The organism is Paracoccus sp. L-17 (genome assembly GCF_056857655.1).
The window spans coordinates 14,730-31,548 of sequence record NZ_JBSXNM010000027.1 but is presented as its reverse complement, the minus strand read 5'-3'; the positions used below and the strand labels follow the sequence as shown (position 1 = coordinate 31,548).

General features: G+C 67.9%; 15 protein-coding genes. 5 read left to right on the top strand and 10 right to left on the bottom strand.

Going from position 1 to position 16,819, the window contains the following annotated elements:
* Nucleotides 1-30: 30 nt before the first annotated feature.
* The gene (locus AC13CR_RS03660) at nt 31-1,026 is read left to right on the top strand and encodes a DUF4422 domain-containing protein (RefSeq protein ID WP_446236437.1); all 996 of its coding nucleotides are present in this window, start codon (nt 31-33) and stop codon (nt 1,024-1,026) included.
* A 54-nt stretch (nt 1,027-1,080) separates the two neighbouring features.
* A complete protein-coding gene (locus tag AC13CR_RS03655; RefSeq protein WP_298856477.1) occupies nt 1,081-1,827 on the top strand; it encodes a CatB-related O-acetyltransferase in 747 nt (248 codons plus the stop codon).
* A 17-nt stretch (nt 1,828-1,844) separates the two neighbouring features.
* Here the strand turns inward: AC13CR_RS03655 and AC13CR_RS03650 are convergent, their stop codons facing one another.
* The 10 genes from AC13CR_RS03650 to AC13CR_RS03605 form a co-directional block, all read right to left on the bottom strand.
* The gene (locus tag AC13CR_RS03650) at nt 1,845-2,942 is read right to left on the bottom strand and encodes a hypothetical protein (RefSeq protein WP_293014571.1); all 1,098 of its coding nucleotides are present in this window, start codon (nt 2,940-2,942) and stop codon (nt 1,845-1,847) included.
* A 25-nt stretch (nt 2,943-2,967) separates the two neighbouring features.
* Nucleotides 2,968-4,302, bottom strand: a complete 1,335-nt coding sequence (locus AC13CR_RS03645; protein ID WP_298856474.1) for a glycosyltransferase family 2 protein — start codon at nt 4,300-4,302, stop codon at nt 2,968-2,970.
* A 10-nt stretch (nt 4,303-4,312) separates the two neighbouring features.
* A complete protein-coding gene (locus tag AC13CR_RS03640; RefSeq protein WP_298856472.1) occupies nt 4,313-5,314 on the bottom strand; it encodes a glycosyltransferase family 2 protein in 1,002 nt (333 codons plus the stop codon).
* Nucleotides 5,315-5,429: 115 nt separating this feature from the next.
* Entirely contained in the window at nt 5,430-6,569 is a 1,140-nt protein-coding gene (locus tag AC13CR_RS03635) for a UDP-galactopyranose/dTDP-fucopyranose mutase family protein (protein ID WP_335662347.1), read from the bottom strand.
* Nucleotides 6,570-6,665: 96 nt separating this feature from the next.
* Nucleotides 6,666-6,854, bottom strand: coding sequence for a hypothetical protein (locus tag AC13CR_RS03630; protein WP_293014578.1), 189 nt, complete (start codon nt 6,852-6,854; stop codon nt 6,666-6,668).
* Nucleotides 6,855-7,070: 216 nt separating this feature from the next.
* Nucleotides 7,071-7,349: a hypothetical protein gene (locus AC13CR_RS03625; protein ID WP_348671016.1), complete on the bottom strand. Its 279-nt coding sequence runs from the start codon at nt 7,347-7,349 to the stop codon at nt 7,071-7,073.
* A 100-nt stretch (nt 7,350-7,449) separates the two neighbouring features.
* On the bottom strand, nt 7,450-8,811 hold the full coding sequence (locus tag AC13CR_RS03620; protein WP_293014580.1) for a hypothetical protein: 1,362 nt from the start codon (nt 8,809-8,811) through the stop codon (nt 7,450-7,452).
* Nucleotides 8,808-9,446, bottom strand: coding sequence for a polysaccharide biosynthesis/export family protein (locus AC13CR_RS03615; RefSeq protein ID WP_293014582.1), 639 nt, complete (start codon nt 9,444-9,446; stop codon nt 8,808-8,810). Before AC13CR_RS03615 ends, AC13CR_RS03620 begins: the two co-directional genes overlap by 4 nt.
* 220 nt (nt 9,447-9,666) lie before the next feature.
* On the bottom strand, nt 9,667-12,285 hold the full coding sequence (locus tag AC13CR_RS03610) for a tetratricopeptide repeat protein (RefSeq protein WP_298856460.1): 2,619 nt from the start codon (nt 12,283-12,285) through the stop codon (nt 9,667-9,669).
* A 69-nt stretch (nt 12,286-12,354) separates the two neighbouring features.
* Nucleotides 12,355-13,023, bottom strand: a complete 669-nt coding sequence (locus AC13CR_RS03605; RefSeq protein ID WP_293014586.1) for a sugar transferase — start codon at nt 13,021-13,023, stop codon at nt 12,355-12,357.
* A gap of 452 nt (nt 13,024-13,475) precedes the next feature.
* Here AC13CR_RS03605 and AC13CR_RS03600 point away from each other — a divergent pair, with 452 nt between their 5' ends.
* The 3 genes from AC13CR_RS03600 to AC13CR_RS03590 are packed head-to-tail and all read left to right on the top strand — an operon-like array spanning nt 13,476 to nt 16,807.
* Entirely contained in the window at nt 13,476-14,387 is a 912-nt protein-coding gene (locus AC13CR_RS03600; protein WP_298856458.1) for an ExeA family protein, read from the top strand.
* On the top strand, nt 14,384-15,898 hold the full coding sequence (locus AC13CR_RS03595) for a GumC family protein (protein WP_293014590.1): 1,515 nt from the start codon (nt 14,384-14,386) through the stop codon (nt 15,896-15,898). Before AC13CR_RS03600 ends, AC13CR_RS03595 begins: the two co-directional genes overlap by 4 nt.
* 30 nt (nt 15,899-15,928) lie before the next feature.
* Nucleotides 15,929-16,807, top strand: coding sequence for a CpsD/CapB family tyrosine-protein kinase (locus AC13CR_RS03590; RefSeq protein WP_482900452.1), 879 nt, complete (start codon nt 15,929-15,931; stop codon nt 16,805-16,807).
* Nucleotides 16,808-16,819: the final 12 nt, after the last annotated feature.

Here is a 16,819-nt window from a genome sequence, read left to right as displayed (position 1 = left end):
CGCGCCCGTTGTTACGCGAAGGATGAGGCCATGGACAGCGATAGCGGGCCAAAAACAGGGCCAGGAACAGTGGCGGGGGCCGAGGCTGCGACCGGAACGGCAGGGCGCGCGCGGATCCTGATCGCCTGCCACGCGGCGGCGGCGGCGGCGGTGCCGGCGGGGCCGTATCTGCTGCCGATCCATGTCGGCCGGGCGCTGGCCGGGGCGGCGCTGCCCGGCATGATCGGCGATGATACGGGGGACAGCATCTCGGCGCTGAACCCCGAATATTGCGAATTGACGGCGCATTACTGGGCCTGGCGCAACCTGCCCGGCGACGGGCCTGTCGGGCTGATGCATTATCGCCGCCTGTTCGACCTTGCAGGCCGGCTGAACGGGCATTTCCATGCCGAACGGCATGTCCCCGATTTCGACCCATCCGCCTGGCACGAGGATGTCGCCGCGCGCCTGGCCCGCCCGGCCGAACCCCTGCTGATCGTGCCCCGTCCGGCACGGCTGTCGCTGCCGCTGGGATTGCATTACCGGGTCTTTCACCACGCCGCCGATCTGGCGGTGCTGCGCGCCGTGGCGGCCGAGCGGCATCCCGGATTCGCCCCCGATCTGGCCCGCGCATTGCGCGGCAACCGCTTTGTCATGGGCAACATGTTCGTCATGTCGCGGCCGGTCCTGGATCATTACAGCGCGCTGCTGTTCGACATCCTGGCCGAGACGCGCCGCCGGCGGGGCGGGCGTCCGGCCGGGCAGGCGGGCGGGCAGGCGGGGGGGGGCTATCAGCGCCGCTGGCTGGGCTTTCTGGGCGAAAGGATCATGACCGCCTATGTGCTGGGCGATCACCTGCGCCGGGCCTTTCCGGGGCTGCGGCCGGATTTCCGCGGAATCGTGAATATCGACGCGGGCATTGCGCGCCGGGCTGGCGCGCTGCGGCTGGCCCGGTTCTGCCTGCAGCGCCGCATCGCGCCGACGGATGCATGGCGGGCCTGGCGGGGCCTGCCTGAAAGCGCCGGCCGGGGCCTGGACGGGTCTTGAACGGGGCCGGCCGCTGGGGCAGTCTCGCCCCCTCTTCAGCCGGATGCGGATGCGATGAAACTGTCCTTCAAGGCCGCGAAACTTCTCGACGATTGCCGGATCGAGCCTTTCGACGGTCCCACCCGCCGCCGGTTCCGGGCCATGGCCGACCTGCAGGTCGCAAGGAACCTGCAATGCGAGGCGTTTTCGCGCCATCCGCCCGGATTCTTGATGTCGCTGGGGGCGTTCAGCTATGTCTCGGGGGCCACCAGGGACATGCTGAAGCTGCGGGCCGGGCGCTTTTGCAGCATCGCGCGCGGGGTCAACGTGGTCTCGGGCAATCACCCGGTCGCGGCGGTCTCGACCAGCCCGTTCTTCTATGGCCATTACCATGCCCGGCACCTGCCCGAGGTGGTGAACGCGGTCGGAAAGCCCGATTTCACCCGCGACCTGGGCGGGGTCCGGGTGGGCGACGATGTCTGGATCGGCGGCTATTGCGTGCTGAAGGGCGGCATCCGCATCGGCACCGGCGCGGTCGTCGCCGCCGGCAGCGTGGTGGTCAGGGATGTCGATCCCTATACCATCGTCGGCGGCAATCCGGCCCGGGTCATCCGCCCCCGCTTCGATCCGGAACAGGCCGCCCGGCTGCTGGACAGCGCCTGGTGGCAGGTCGATCCGAAATGCCTGCGCGGGCTGGACATGACCGATATCGACGCCTTCTGCGACGGCCTCGCCGCCCTGCGCGCGCGGGGCGAGGCCGCCGATCTCACCCCCGCCCGCGTCACCCTTGCGGGCGACGAGATCGTCCTGCAGCCGGACTGAGGCGGGCGACGGCTTTCTTACGCCGGGTTGCCGCGGCCTTCTTCGGTCCCGGGCGTGGAGGATGCGGATTTCATCAGGGCATTCCGGATCCGTTTCGCCTCGGCGAAGGAGATCCGGTCGGGCTGCATGATCCGGTCGACCAGTTCGGTGCCCCAGCGGGGCAGGCGCAGATCCTCGGGCCGGTCGCGGCGGCCGGCGAAGGATTCGGGGATGGCGAAAAGCGCCGCGCAGGGTTCGGATGTGTGGCGCAGGAAATAGCGGCGGTCGCGTTCCGCGGCCTCGGCGATCCGGTCGAACAGGCGGCCGCTGACATGCAGAAGCCGCGAGAAGGCCCGTTTGCCGGGCGGAAACAGGGCCGCGATCATGTCGCGCCGTTCCCGTGTCCGGTCGAGGCCATGCACCCTGCGTGCATGATGCAGCAGCGCCAGCGCCGTTTCCGAATAGCGGGTATTGGCCGCGACGGCCTCGTCGCCGCGGCTGACGCCCAGCCGCGCGCACAGCACGTCCAGCACGTCCTGCCCGCCCCAATCCGCCCGTTCGATGGACAGAAGGTCGAAGGGATTGAAGGGCGCGTGAAAGCGCATCCGTTCGATGAAATCGCCATAGCTGAAGAAATCGAAGCCGTTGCGCTGGCGGAAACTGGCGGCAAAGGTGGTGATGCCGCCCCGGTCCGGCCCGGCGAAGACATCCTGGGGGGTGCGGAACAGGCCGCCCTTCAGGAACTGGGCATAGACCGATTCCACGAAGGGGAAATGGTTGCGGAACAGCATCAGGATGCGGACATTGTCGGTCCCGAAACGGGCATTCAGCGCATCGACGACGGTGCCGGTGATCGGCCGGTCCCATTGCGAATTGGTGAATTCCTCGGACGAGATCAGCAGCCGGGCGCAGCCCGCCGCCTCGGCCTCGCGGGCGATCGTGTCGATGGCGGCGGGAATCGCCTCCGGGGCCAGGCGGTGCAGCGGGCGGTGGCTGAAATAGCCGCCGCTCTCGCGGAAGCTTTCGGGATAGCACAGCCCCTCGGCGCGGTGGCGCCGGTCGTTGCGGTGCAGCAGCGATTGCAGCGCCGAAGAGGCGCATTTGGGCATCCCCACATGCAGATGGACCGTCGTCATCCCCGTCCCTGTTCCCCCGTTCCCGTCAGTCCTGCCGGTCGTCGCCGCCGCCCCGCTCGGGGGCGGCGGGCAGGTCCCGGCCCATCCGCATCATGTCGGCGCGCAGAAGGCGGATATCCTTTTGCAGGATGGTCAGCGCCGCCATCAGATCCTCGTTCGTCACCGCCTGCGGATTCCGGCCCAGCCGCTGCCAGGACCGGTGCCGGGGCAGGTCGAGCCCGGTGCGGTCCTTGACATAGCGCGCCGTCATCCGCGCCGTCTCGCGCAGGCCGGACTGGCGCAGGTGATAGAGACCGCGGGCCAGCACGGTATTGCCGCGCGCCGCGCGCCCGTTATCGGGCAGCGTCCCGGACGGGGCCGGGCGGCCCGACAGCGCCGCCTTGTCGAAATCGGCGAAATCGCCCGCCTTCAGCGCCTTGAGCATCCGAAAGGTGCGGCCGCGGCCGTTGCGCTGGCCGAAATCCTCCAGCATCTGATCGTCATACTGGTCGATCACCGGACGCAGCCGGTCGAAAAGCTCGCGTTGCAGCGGGCCCTCGGTGCGCTGGCTGACCCAGGACAGCTGGTTCGCGGTCCAGCCCAGCAGATCGGGGCCGTATTCGGCATCCATCCCGTGCAGCCGCAGCCAGTCGCGGATGTTGTCATGGTGGTGGAAGATGCGCAGCAGCCTGCTGTCCACCGTCGCCATGGTCTGTCCGACCCGCGCCACCCGGTGCCGGCACAGCTTTTCCGGGACCAGCACGATGCGCCGCCCGCCCAGGATCGCGGCCCAGTGGAAGGGATTGTCCTCGTAGAAGTAATCGCCGACCGGAAAGCGCAGGTTGATCCGCTCGACCAGGTCGCGGCGATAGATCTTGCGCCAGGGCACCGAGATGAAGCGCAGCATCTCGCGCCGGGTGACCTCGTCCAGATCCAGCGCGGTCTCGGCCGGATAATCGCGCCAGCGCCCGGCATCGGCGGGATCGCGGGTCTCGCCGGTGCGGGCGTCCAGAAGCTGATAATCGCACATGGCCAGATCGGCGGAATGGGCGATCGCGGCCTCGTGGAGCCGGGCGAACATGGTCGGATCGTAAAGGTCGTCGCCATCCGCGAAGCCGATGAAATCGCCGGTCGCGGCCTCGATGCCGGCATTGGCGGCGGTGGCGACGCCGCCGATCGTGTTCGTCTGAAACAGGATCGGGCGGATCCGGGCGTCGCGTTCGGCGTATTCGCGGATGATTGCCGGCGTTCCGTCGCTGGAGCCGTCATCGACGACGATGATCTCGATATCCCGCAGCGTCTGGGCCAGGACGCAATCCAGGCTTTCGCGGATATAGGGTTCGATATTGTAGGCGGTGACGATGATCGACAATCTGGGCAAGGCAATGTCCTCAGCGGATCAGGTGATTGACGAGCGATCCGGCCAGGCGGGGCGAATGCCGGGTCCGCATCCGCGCCAGATCGCCCAGATCCAGCCGCCCCAGCAGGGCGGCGTAGCGGGCCTCGAAATCGATGCGCAGGGCCGGGTCCAGCCGCGGCCGGGCCCAGCCCGCCAGACGGTCGCAGAGCGCCCAGAAATGATGCGCGAAGCGGCGGCGCAGGACCGGGCGCGCCTCGAGGAAATCATAGGTTTCCTCGAGCGCCTCGAACATGGCCAGACGTTCGGCGCCGAAGGCATTGGTCAGGTTGGTGCCGGCGGGATGGACGACATGGGTGCACAGGACCGCGTCGCGCAGCATGATGGCGCGCGCCAGAAGCAGGCCGTGCCAGTGGCCCAGGATGTCGTTGTTGACCCTGGTGCGGCCGAAGCGCATCCCCCGGTCGCGGTAATGGGCGGTGCGCAGAAGCTTGTTCCAGGGGTAATTGGTGAAGGTCAGCAGCCCGGCCATGTCCTCGATCCGGCCGGTTTCGACCGCCTGCCCCTTCAGCAGCAGATCCAGGGTCTTGCGGTCGTCGTAGTTCATGTCGGTGAAACTGGCCGTTTCCTCGCGTTCGTAGCGATAGGCGAACATCGCCAGATCGATGTCCGGCGCCGCATCCATGTCGCGGATCGCATCGGCCAGAACCTCGCCATGCAGGATGTCGTCGGCGTCGAAGAACAGCGCATAGCGTCCGCTCGCCAGGGGCCAGCCCTCGTTGCGCGCGATGCCCGCGCCGCGATTGTCGTCGCCGAGGATCGCGATCAGGTCCGGATGGGTGGCGGCCAGGTCGCGCAGGATGGCCGGGCTGGCATCGCTCGAGGCGTCGTCGACGCAGATCATCTGGCAGCGCAGCCCCTTCCGGCCAAGCCCGAAGACGGTCCCGGCCAGCTTTTCCAGATGCCGTTCGGCATTGTGGACCGGGACGATGACGCTGAGATCGAAATCGCCGGCTTGTTGCGCGTCGTTTACCATCGGACATCCTTCTCGTGCCGCGGTCCGCGCCGCGCCGGGGCGGGTATAGACCTTCCGCGCCGCGCCGAACAGGCCACCCGGACCGGCGCGCGCGCCGTGCCGCGCGGCAAGTCCCTCACAGCGGCCGGCGCAGAAAGGCCGGTGCCGGCCGTTCCGCCGCGCCGCAGGCCAGGAAGGCCGTGGCCGTGTCCAGCGCCTCGCGGATGGTCACGTCCATGTCGAGATAGCGATAGGTGCCCAGCCGCCCGACGAAGGTGACACCCGACAGGGTCTCGGCGCGGGCGACATATTCCTCCAGCAGCGCCTTTTCCTCGACCAGGCGGATCGGATAATAGGGGATGTCGTCCGGTCCGCAGGCGCGCGAATATTCGCGATAGCAGATGCTGCCCTCATGCGTCTCCCAGGGGCTGAAATGCTTGTGTTCGGTGATCCGCGTCCAGGGCACCTCGGCATCGCCGTAATTCATCACCGCGCAGCCCTGGTAATCGCCCCGGTAGGTGAAGCGTTCGAAATCCAGCGTGCGATAGCCCAGCCGCCCCAGGTCATAGTCGAAATAGCCGTCCAGCGGCCCGGACCAGAAGACGTGATCGGCCGTCATGTCCGGCGCATGGGGGGTGTCCAGATCGACGCGGATGTTCGGATGGTCGAGAATCGCGGCGATCATCGCCGTATAGCCGTCGCGCGGCATTCCCTGGAACCGGTGGAAGAAGTAATTGTCGTCGTAGTTGAAGCGCAGGGGCAGGCGTTTCAGGATCGAGGCGGGCAATTCGGTGGGCGAACAGCCCCATTGCTTTTCGGTATAGCCCTTGAAGAAGGCCTCGTAGAGATCGCGCCCGATGAGGCGCAGCGCCTGTTCCTCGAAATTCCGCGGCTCGGAAATGCCGGTCTCGGCCAGGTCCCCGATGAAGGCGCGGGCCTCGTCGGGGCGCATGGTGCGGCCGAAGAACTGGTTGATGGTCAGCAGGTTCACCGGCAGCGAATAGACCGCGCCGCGGGTGGTGGATTTCACCCGGTTCCGGAACGGCACGAAATCGGAAAAGCCGTTGACGTAATCCCAGACCTCTTCGTCGTCGGTGTGGAAGATATGCGGCCCGTAGACATGCATCATCACCCCGGTTCCGGGATCGCGCGCGGTATGGCAATTGCCGCCGATATGGCCGCGCGCGTCGATGATGCGGCAGGCATGTCCCGCCTCGGCCAGCCTGCGCCCGATCACGGCGCCCGACAGGCCCGCCCCCACCAGAAGAATGTCCATCCGTTCCCCACAATCCTGCGGGGCCTGATTAGCGGCGCCCGCACGGGCAAGACAAGGGGGGGCGCAACGGCCGGGATGCGCGCCACGGCCGCAGCCTCAGTCGGGATCGGCGGTTTGCAGCCGGCCCGCCGCCAGCATCGCCAGCGGCAGGCCCAGAAACAGCCCGGCCCAGCCGCCCAGGACGTAACCCATCCCGATCATCGCCCAGGACGCGCCCTGCACCGCCATCGCCGTGGCGGTGACGAAAGAGCCGGTCAGGATCAGCAGAAGCAGGGCAGGGAGCATGGCATCGGTCGCGGTCGGAACAGGGAACCCGCCGATCATAGGCGGCCCGAGCCGCGGCCCGAAGCGCGCTTTGCGCAGCATTTTAATCGAAATGTTCCCGATCGGGTCCGGAACCGGGGCCTTGGGCGGCGAAGCGGGCCGGCAGCGCGGGCTTTCAGGGACCGGGGACCGCGTGGGGGCGGCCCGCGCCGGCCGGGCGAAACGGCGCCCGGCATGTCATTCCGCCCCGTCGCGCAGGGGCTTGCGGGTGGTCCCTGCACCCCTCCGCGCCGTCCGCTTGCCGCAGCGCCCGGCCAGAAGCAGGACCGGAACGCCCAGGATCAGGCCGACCCAGCCGCCCAGCACATAGCCAAGCACGATCATTCCCCAGGAGGCCCCCGTCAGGCCCAGAACCAGGGCGGTTGCGATCGCGCTCGCGATGATCAGCGCCATCATCACGACGATTCTGCCGCCGCCTTCGATTGTCTCACGATGCTGATCCCGTCGGCCGCTCATGCGCCACAGCATAGGACAAGACGACAAACAACTTAAAGTTGTTTTGGCCGCGGCCGCGACCTTTTCACGTGGGTGTCAGGCCGGGATGGCATGGGCCGGGTCAGGGCAGGAAATCGAAACTGCGGTTGATGCCCAGAAACAGGCGTTCATCGTCGTTGCGGCTGCCATCCCCGCTTTTGCCGCGGACCATGGTATAGCCGGCATTCAGCGACAGATCCGCGGTCAGCGCGCGGCTGTAATCGATGCTGATGGCGAAGGTTTTGGCATTCAGGGCATCGCCCGACTGCACCTGGCTTTCGCGATAGCGGATCGACCCGGACAGGCTGGAAATCTCGTCGAACTGGCGGGAATAGGCGGCCTCGAAATTCGTGTTGATCGCCTCGTTGCCGTCATTGTCCACCACCGGCACGCGGCTGAGCGAGGCCGTGATGTCGGAGACCGGCCCCAGATCGCGCGCATATCCGGCCTGGAAGATCGGGTCGATGCTGCCGGCAAACCGCGTCGCGCCCAGGGCGAAGGACAGATCGTATCGCGGCGTCCGGATGCTGCGGCCCAGCAGCAGATCCTCGCGCCGGCCGGCGGTGTCGGGTTCGGATGAAAAGGCCAGGGTATATTCGCCGGCCGGCCGCGCCAGGCTGCCGTTCAGCCGCAGCGCCACGCCCCGGGCGCGCCTGGACAGGCCGGTATCGCGCTCGACGCGGCGGATATCGGTCCAGGTCGTCTCCAGATCCAGGTTGGCGGCCTTGCTGACCTGCAACGAGGCCCCCGCCCCCAATTGCGAGATACGGCTGTCGGTGCCGCCGCCGGCACTGTCGGTGCGATCGGCCCCGGCGACGATCCGGGCCCGGATCAGCGGTGTGGGTTCCAGATAGATCCGGCCGGCGAGGCTGCCGGTGCGGCTGTCGACCAGATCCGGATCGGTGGTGCCGCTATAGGCGCGGCGGCTGTATTCAAGACTGAATTCGCCGCCCAGCTTGGCCTGGCTGCCGAAGGCATAGCCCAGCCGGGCGCTGGTCGTGGTGACGCTTCCCGGATCCAGCGTCACCAGCGTGCCGGTATCCTGGTCGAAGAAAATCTCGCGGTCCAGATCGGTCTCGCGATAGTTCAGCCCCGCCTCCAGCGAGGCATTGCGGGCGAAGCGGCGATAGGACAGGCGTGCCTGCCGGTCGCCGAAGCCGATGAAGTTCGTCTGCTTCGGGTCGCCCTCGGTCAGCGGCAGCGACAAGCCCAGATCCAGGGTCTGGGACCGGGTGGCGCGGCGGAAGGTCAGATCCAGCGGCGTGACGCCGATCACATCGCCATTGTCCAGCGCCAGCTGCTGGCCGATGCTGAACCGGGCGATGGCAGCCGGCTGATCGTCGGTCTGGGCATTGGCCGCCGCCGTCGGCAGCAGCGCCAGCAGGAACAGCGGCGCGGCGCTGCGGATCAGGCCGGGTCGTGCCGTGCCGTGCCGTGGCTTCATTCGAAAAGCCGCCTTTCGGGCACGACGATCACGTCGCCTTCGGACAGGACCGGATCGTAATTCATCACCGCGCCGCGCATGATGGCGTCGTAATCGACCACGATCACCTGTCCGGGCGTGCGGGCGCGGCGCAGCTGGATCCGTTTGGTGGCGGCAAAGGGCGACAGCCCGCCGGCCTGCGACAGCGCCTGCAGGAAGGTCGTGCCGGGCAGCACCGCCTTGGCGCCGGGGGCCGAGGCCTCGCCCATGACATAGATGTTGACGACCTCCTTTTCGGCCTCGGCCATGGGCAGCGGTTCCTGCGGCACGGCGGTCACGAAGACGGTCGGCGGCGCGGCCAGCACGCCCGACAGGGCCTGGGCGATGCGATTGCCCACGGTGGACGGGGTCGATCCCGCGACGTTCAGGCTGCCGGCATAGGGAAAGTTGATGGTGCCGCCGGGCAGCACCGCCACGGTGCGGTTCAGGGAATTGTCTTCCAGCACCTCGACCGTCAGCCGGTCGCCCGCGCGGATCCGGTATTCCTGCGCCTGGGCCTGGCCGGACAGATCCGGGCGCAGCGCCGCAAAGGTCACCGCCAGCACAAGGGCCAGCATCACGCGCAACAGGGTCTTCATCTTGTGTCCCTCACTCATGTCGGCACAAGAAGGGATCCGGGCGCGGCGCCCATCCGATCCGTCGTGCCGGTTTCAGGATTATGACATGGCCCTTGCCATTCCGTTAAGCCCGGAAGGCAAAAAGCCGCCTTTCGGGAGGCAAGGTGTCGCCCCCCGACCACATATGCGCCGCCTCCGGCGCGGCCATGGCCACCATTTTCGGCGCGGTGGTGGCCATGGCGGGGCGCCCGCAAGCGGGTCAGGGATTCTGTCCCGAGACGGACCCGCCCGCATCCCCCGTCACTTCTCCGGCAGCGTCCCCGGCGGTATCCCCGGCCGTGTCCCCGGTCGCGGCCGGGGTCCCGGCGGATTGCCCGGTCCCCCGGGCCGCATCGGCGGCCGGCGCGGCTTCCAGCCGGGCCAGCACGGCGCGGGCATCGGCGATGGCCTTGTCGCTGCGGTCGGGCGGCAGCATGTCCAGGCCCTTGCGCAGCTGTGCCCTGGCCTCTTCGGTCCGGCCAAGCGCCTCCTGCACCAGGCCCAGATGGATCTGCACCATCGGATCGTCCGGCAGGCCCGCGCTGGCGCCTTCCAGATAGGGCAGGGCGCCTTCACTGTCGCCGTTCAGATGCTGGACCCAGCCATAGGTATCCATGAAGGGCGGCACATCGGTATCCTTCAGCCGCCGCGACACGACCGAGGCGCGGGCGACCGCCTCGGCATCGTCGGGCTTCCAGGTCGCCAGCAGGCTGGCCAGGTTGTTGGCCGTCACGATGGAATCCGAATTCTGCCGGTAGAGCCCCTCGTAGATGGCGATGGCGCCGTCGATATCGCCCGCGCGTTCCAGAACGCCCGCCTTGGCCCACAGGAGGTCGGGATTGTCGGGCAGGGCCGAGAGGCCGCGATCCATCACTGCGCGGGCGGCCTGGGCATCGCCCTGCTGGCTGACAAGCCGCATCAGCGCCAGATAGGGGCGCGGATCCTGCGGATTGTCGGCGATCAATGCGTCCAGCCCGGCACGGGCGGTTTCGGGATCGCCCGCGGCGGCCTCGGTCATGGCCTGGACCATGCGCATGCCGGCATCGTCCGGATTGGCGGCCACCAGTTCGGTGGCCAGTTCGCGCGCGGCCCCCGCATCGCCCGCGGCCAGACGCGCCCGCAGCAGGCCCAGCTTCGCCCCCAGCCCGGCATCGCTGTTCCGGGCCAGCCCCTCGAGATAGGTCACGGCGGCCTCCCGGCCATCGGTGGCGGCGATCCGGTTCAGGTCCAGCTCGTCGGCGGCCACGCGGGCCTCGGGGCTGTCGATCCCGCGCAATTGTTCGATCACGCCGCCGGCGCGCGGCAGGTCGGGCATTTCCAGATAGACCCGGCCCAGCAGGGCAAGCAGGGGCAGATTCTGCGGATCCAGCTTCAGCGCCGGCAGGATCGCATCCTCGGCCGGGCGCCAGCGACCCTCATTGGCCAGCATCTGCGCCAGCCGCAAGGTCTGCGCCGGCGCATTGCCCGAGGCGTCGGCCGCCTGGGCCAGGTAATCGCGCGCCAGATCGGTCTCGCCCACGCGCAGATAGGCATCGGCCATCAGCCCCATCGCCTCGGCATCCTCGGGCTTCTGGTCCAGCACGTTGCGCAGGGCCAGCAGCGCCGCGTCGGTCTGGTCGGCCGTGATCTGCCAGCCGGCCTTCAGCTTCAGCGCGTCGGGATGGCCGGGATTCTGGGCCAGGACCGCATCGACCTCGGTTTTCGCGGTTTCCACATCGCCGGTCTGGATCAGCATCCGCGCCAGCTGCGTCCTGACATCGCGGGTCCGGTCGCTGGGCTCGACACCTTCCAGCAGCGCGCGGATCTGCGAGATCGCCGCCTCGCGCTGACCGGCATTGAAGTCGAAGCCGGCCTTCAGCACACCGAAGATCAGCGGATCGCCGCCCGCCGCCAGGGCCTTGTCCGCCTCGGCCCGCGCGGCCTCTTCGCCGCGCTGAAGCTGGACGAAGCGGATCAGGTCGGTCCGCGGCACCGGATCGCCGGCCGGCGCCGCATCGGCCAGCCCGCGCAGGAAATCCTCGGCCCGGTCGGGCTGGTTTCGCGACAGGTAGAAGCGGATCAGATCGGTCTTGGCCTCGGGATCGTCGGGGAAATTCTCGATCGTGGCGCGAAGCTGGGCCTCGACGCCCGCCATGTCGCCCTTTTCCATCAGCAGCGCCAGCTGCTGGCGATAGCGCAGACGGTTGTCGGGCTGCAATTCCAGCAGCTTCCGGACCAGCGTCCCGGCCCGGTCCATGTCATTGGTCCGTCCGGCCTGATCCAGCGCGATGCCAAGCAGCAGCACATCCTCCGGACGATCCTTCAGCAGGCTGTCGGCCTCGTCGGCCAGGGCCTTGCGGGCGGTCTCGTCCCCGGTCTCGTCGGCCTTCTGGTAACGCATCGCCAGGCCGAGGACACGGGCATCGGGATCGTCGGGGGCCAGTTCGACGGCGCGGGTCGCATGGCGGCTGAATTCATCCAGGTTGCGGCCCTCGAAGGCCATCCGCGCCAGCGTGATCCGGGTCGGCAGATCGTCGGGATATTGTTCGGCCAGGCGCAGATACTGGCTGTAGGCGCCGCTGGCATCGCCCTTGCTTGCCAGGGCTTCGGCCAGGGCCTTGCGGGCCTCGTAGTGATTGCCCTCGATGTCGAAGACGTTGCGGAACTGCACGATGGCGCGGTCCAGATCGCCTGCGGCCACCAGGTCGAGACCGGACTGGTAATATTCGGCCGCCTTCTCGGCGGGGGATTTGCATCCGGCCAGCGGCAGGGCCAGGCCCATCGCCAGGGCGGCGGGCAGGATCAGGCGCCACGTCCTGCGGCCGGTGCGGTCGGAACGGGAAAGGTCTTTGGCAATCATGAACATCTCATCGTTTATGGAAGCCCGGTTTTCCGGGCGATCCGCCGGCCGGGTGCAGGTTGGGGCGCGTCAATAGCCGGTGCCGCGCAGAACGACACCGACCGTCCGGACCAGGATCCACAGATCCAGGCGGCCCGACAGGTGGCGCTCATAGGCCGCATCATAGCGCACGCGGGCCGCGAATTCCGATTCATTTCTTGCTGAAATTTGCCATAAACCCGTGATTCCCGGGCGCAGCCGGTAATAGCTTTTGCCGCGATACAGATGACGCTGGCCCACCATCATCGGCCGCGGACCGACCAGCGCCATGCTGCCCGCCAGCACGTTCAGCAATTGCGGCAATTCGTCCAGCGAGGTCTTGCGCAGCAGCCGGCCGACCGGGGTGATGCGCGGATCGTGTTTCAGCTTCTGGGTGCGGGCCCATTGCGCGCGGTCGCCGGGATGGTCGTCCAGATGCGCCTGAAGCCGGGATTCGGCGTCCACGACCATGCTGCGCAGCTTCCAGATGCGAAAGACGCGGCCGTTCCGGCCGATGCGCTTCTGCGCGAAAAAGGGATTATGCCCGTCCAGCGCCACCAGCCCCGCCATCAGCAGCATCAGCGGCAGCGTGACCGGCGCGGTCAGCAGGATCAGCAGCGTCTCGAAAGCCCGCTTGGCGCCGTTGCGCCACAGCCCGCGACCGGACCGGGCCGTCGCCGGTTGCGCGGCGCGGAAGCTGTCCGGGCCCATGTTGATCATCAAATCCTCCCCCGGGGAGATCACTCAAAACCTTGTCGGCTCCGGCAGCCAACACCTCGCAGGCCGGAAGGGTCCGACAGGCGCGGACACGGTTGCGTCAGCGCGATGCCGCGACCCGCGATTCCTATCACGCGGGGCGGCCGGAATGAACAGAGAGATTTCCAATTTAGTCAAAACTCAAGAAATGTTGTGACAACAAGAGTGGGCCGGGACGGCCGTTCCGGGTTATGGCTGGCGCGGGATCCGGCCCGCCATCGGACCGGCCATCGGACCGGCCATCGGATCGTGGCGCGGGGCGGGGCGGAACCCGGAGCGGAAGGACCGGGCGCCGACGCGGCCGGGGGGCGAAAGCCTCACTTTTAGGCAGGTCCGGCGTTCGGACCCGGTGTCACGCTGGCCAAGGTCCGGGGCAACGTCTATATGGTACAAATGTCTGTGGAGCGTGTATCGGTGTGAGCCAGTTCTATCTTGATCATTACGGCTTTTCGGTACGTCCGTTCTCGATCCTGCCCGATCCGGACATGCTGTTCTGGTCCGACAGGCATCGCAAGGCATTCGCGGTGCTGGAATACGGGCTGATGACGCGCGCGCCGCTGACCGTGGTCACGGGCGAGGTCGGCGCCGGCAAGACCACCCTGATCCAGGCGCTGCTGCGGCAGGTCGATGACGACCTGCGCATCGGGCTGATCTCGAATGCGCGCGGCGATCGCGGCGATCTCTTGCGTTGGGTGCTGAACGCCTTCGACATCGCGACCCCGAAGGATGCCGATTACGTCGATCTGTTCCAGAGCTTCCAGGATTTCGTGCTGACCGAATATGCCGCGGGAAAGCTGGTCGTGCTGATCTTCGACGAGGCCCAGAACCTGGGCCCCGAGACGCTGGAAGAGCTGCGGATGCTGACCAACATCAATTCCGGCGCCGACGAGCTGCTGCAGCTGATCCTGCTGGGCCAGCCGGAACTGCGCGCGACGATCCAGCGGCCCGAATTGCGGCAATTCGCCCAGCGGGTCAGCGCGACCTTCCATCTGGGCAGTTTCGATCCGGCCACCGCGCGCGATTATATCCGGCACCGGCTGGTCAAGGCCGGCGGTTCGGGCCACGAGATCGACGAGGCGGCGGCGGCGCTGATCCAGCGCGAGGCGCGCGGCGTGCCGCGGATGATCAACAAGATCGCCGATCTGGCGCTGGTCTATGGCGCCGCCTCGGGCGGGACGGTGGTGACGGCCGACCTGGTCGAGGAAGTGCTGCGCGACGGCCTGGTCCTGTCGGCGCCCGACATCCCGGCCGAAACCGGGACCGCGCCCGACAGGCCGGCGCGGCTGGTCCTGGCGCATGAAAAGGATGCGAGGCGCGACCTGCCATGATCGATCTGCAATTCTACCGGTCGCTTCTGATGCGGCGGCTGCCGGTCATGCTGGCGCTGCTGATCACCTGTTCGGCCTTCGGGCTGGTCTGGGCCGTCAAGGCGCCGCCGATCTATTCCACCGCGGCCCGGCTGCTGGTCGAGGAACCCCAGATCGCCGAAAGCGACAATTCGCCCTCGCCCTCGGAATCGCTCGACGTGATCGAGCAGCAATTGATGACGCGGGCCAATCTGATCGATATCGCCAACAAGCTGAACGTGTTCCGCGGCGACGCCACGCTCAGCGTCGACGAGAAGGTCGCCAGGATGCGCGCCGGGACCTCGATCCGGCGCATCGCGGGGCGCGATCAGGCGACGATGATGACGGTGGGCTTCACCTCGACCGATCCGCGCATCGCGGCGGCGGTGGTCAACGAATTCACCACGCTGGTTTTGTCCACCAACACCCGCAACCGGGTCGGGCTGGCCGAGAACCGGCTGGCATTCTACCAGCAGGAGGTGCAGCGGCTTGGCGACGATCTGGATCAGCAGAACGCGAAGATCCTGGAATTCAAGCAGAAGAACGCCGATGCCCTGCCCGAGAACCTGCGCTACAGCCAGGATCGGCAATCGCTGTTGCAGGAACGGGTATCGCGGCTGGAAAGCGATCTTTCGACCCTGCAGGCGCAGAAGCAGGACATGGTGCGGCTGTTCGAACAGACCGGCTCGATCCGCCAGAACGATACGCCCCAGACGCCCGAACAGCAGCAATTGTCCAGCCTGCAGGCCGAACTGAACAACACGCTGGGCGTCTATGCCGAGGGCAGCCCCAAGGTGCAGGCGCTGCGCGCCCGCATCGCCGCCGCCCAGAAGGCGATCGAGGCCGCCAGCCCCGCCGACGAGGCGGGCCAGACCGGCAATTCGCTGCTGGACATCAATCTGGCCCAGCTTGACACCCGCATCGAAACGATCGGCAAGGATCTGGCGCAGGCCAACCGGCAATTGCAGGACCTCTCCGCCTCGATCAGCGCCACCGCCACCAATTCCATCGCTCTGGGCGCGCTGGAACGCGACCAGGCCAATATCCAGGCGCGCTATAACGCGGCCGTGGCCGATCTGGGCGCGGCCCGCACCGCCGAGCGGATCGAATCCTCCGCCCGCGGGCAGCGCATCACGGTGATCGAATCGGCCAATGTGCCCAGCCGGCCCTCGGGTCCGAACCGCAAGAAGCTGGCCTTGATGGGGGTCGGGCTGGGTCTGGGCCTGGCCGGCGGCTTCTTCGCGCTGATGGAGCTTCTGAACCGCGCCATCCGCCGCCCGGCCGAGATGCGCGCGCGGTTCCAGATCACGCCGCTGGCGGTGATCCCCTATATCGAGACCCGCCAGGAACGCCGCCACCGGCAAGGCGTGGCCCTGGTGCTGATCCTGGCGGTGCTGATCGTCATTCCGCTGGGATTGTGGGGCATCCATACCCAATACATGCCGCTGGACATCCTGGCCCAGAAGGTCGTCAATCGCCTCGGGCTGGGCTGAGCCCGGCCGGTTTCCAAGGATTTTGCCCGCATGGAAAAGCTGCAAGCCGCCATCGAGATCGCCCGCCGCAAGCGCGGCGCCGCCGCCGCCGCCGCAACCCCGCGTGCAGAGGCCGCCGCCGCGCCGCAGCCCGCCGCGGTCGATGCCGGGATACGCACCGGCACCGGCACCGGCACCGTCGCGGCCCGCGCCGGCAGCGGCCTGACCGCGCTGTGGGAGGCGCTGCCCGAGGCCCCGCTGGATCGCGGCGCGCTGATCCGGTCGCGGATCCTGTCCCAGAACGCCTCGTTCGATTCGGCGCCTTTCGACGTGCTGCGCACCAAGGTGCTGTATCAGATGCGCCAGAACGGCTGGCGGCGGCTGGCGATCACCTCGCCCTTGCCGCGATCGGGCAAGACCACGAATGCGGTCAACCTGGCCCTGGCGCTTGGCCGGCAGCCGGAACTGCATTCGATCCTGTTCGACCTGGATCTGCGCGCGCCCATGGTGGCCGACAAGCTGGGTCTGCCCACCCCGCCCTCGATCGCGCCGCTGCTGCGCGGCGAGCGCGATTTCGCGGATCACGCCTGCCGCGTCGGTCCGAACCTGGCCCTCGCCCTGTCGGGAAGTGCCGAAAGCGACCCGACGCGTCTGCTGATGGCCGAACGCTCCAGCGAGACCCTGGCCGAGATCGAGCAACGCTATCAGCCCGACATCATGATCTTCGATCTGCCCTCGATCCTGATCGGCGACGATGCGCGGGCCTTCCTGCAGCATGTCGATTGCGCCCTGCTGATCGCCCGCGCCGACCAGACCCGCTACGGCGATTTCGACAGTTGCGAACGCGAGGTCGGCGAATACACGAATGTGCTGGGGGTGGTGCTGAACGGCTTTCGGCACGGCAATGGCCTGAGCGATTTCCAGGAATGAGGTCATCCCGGC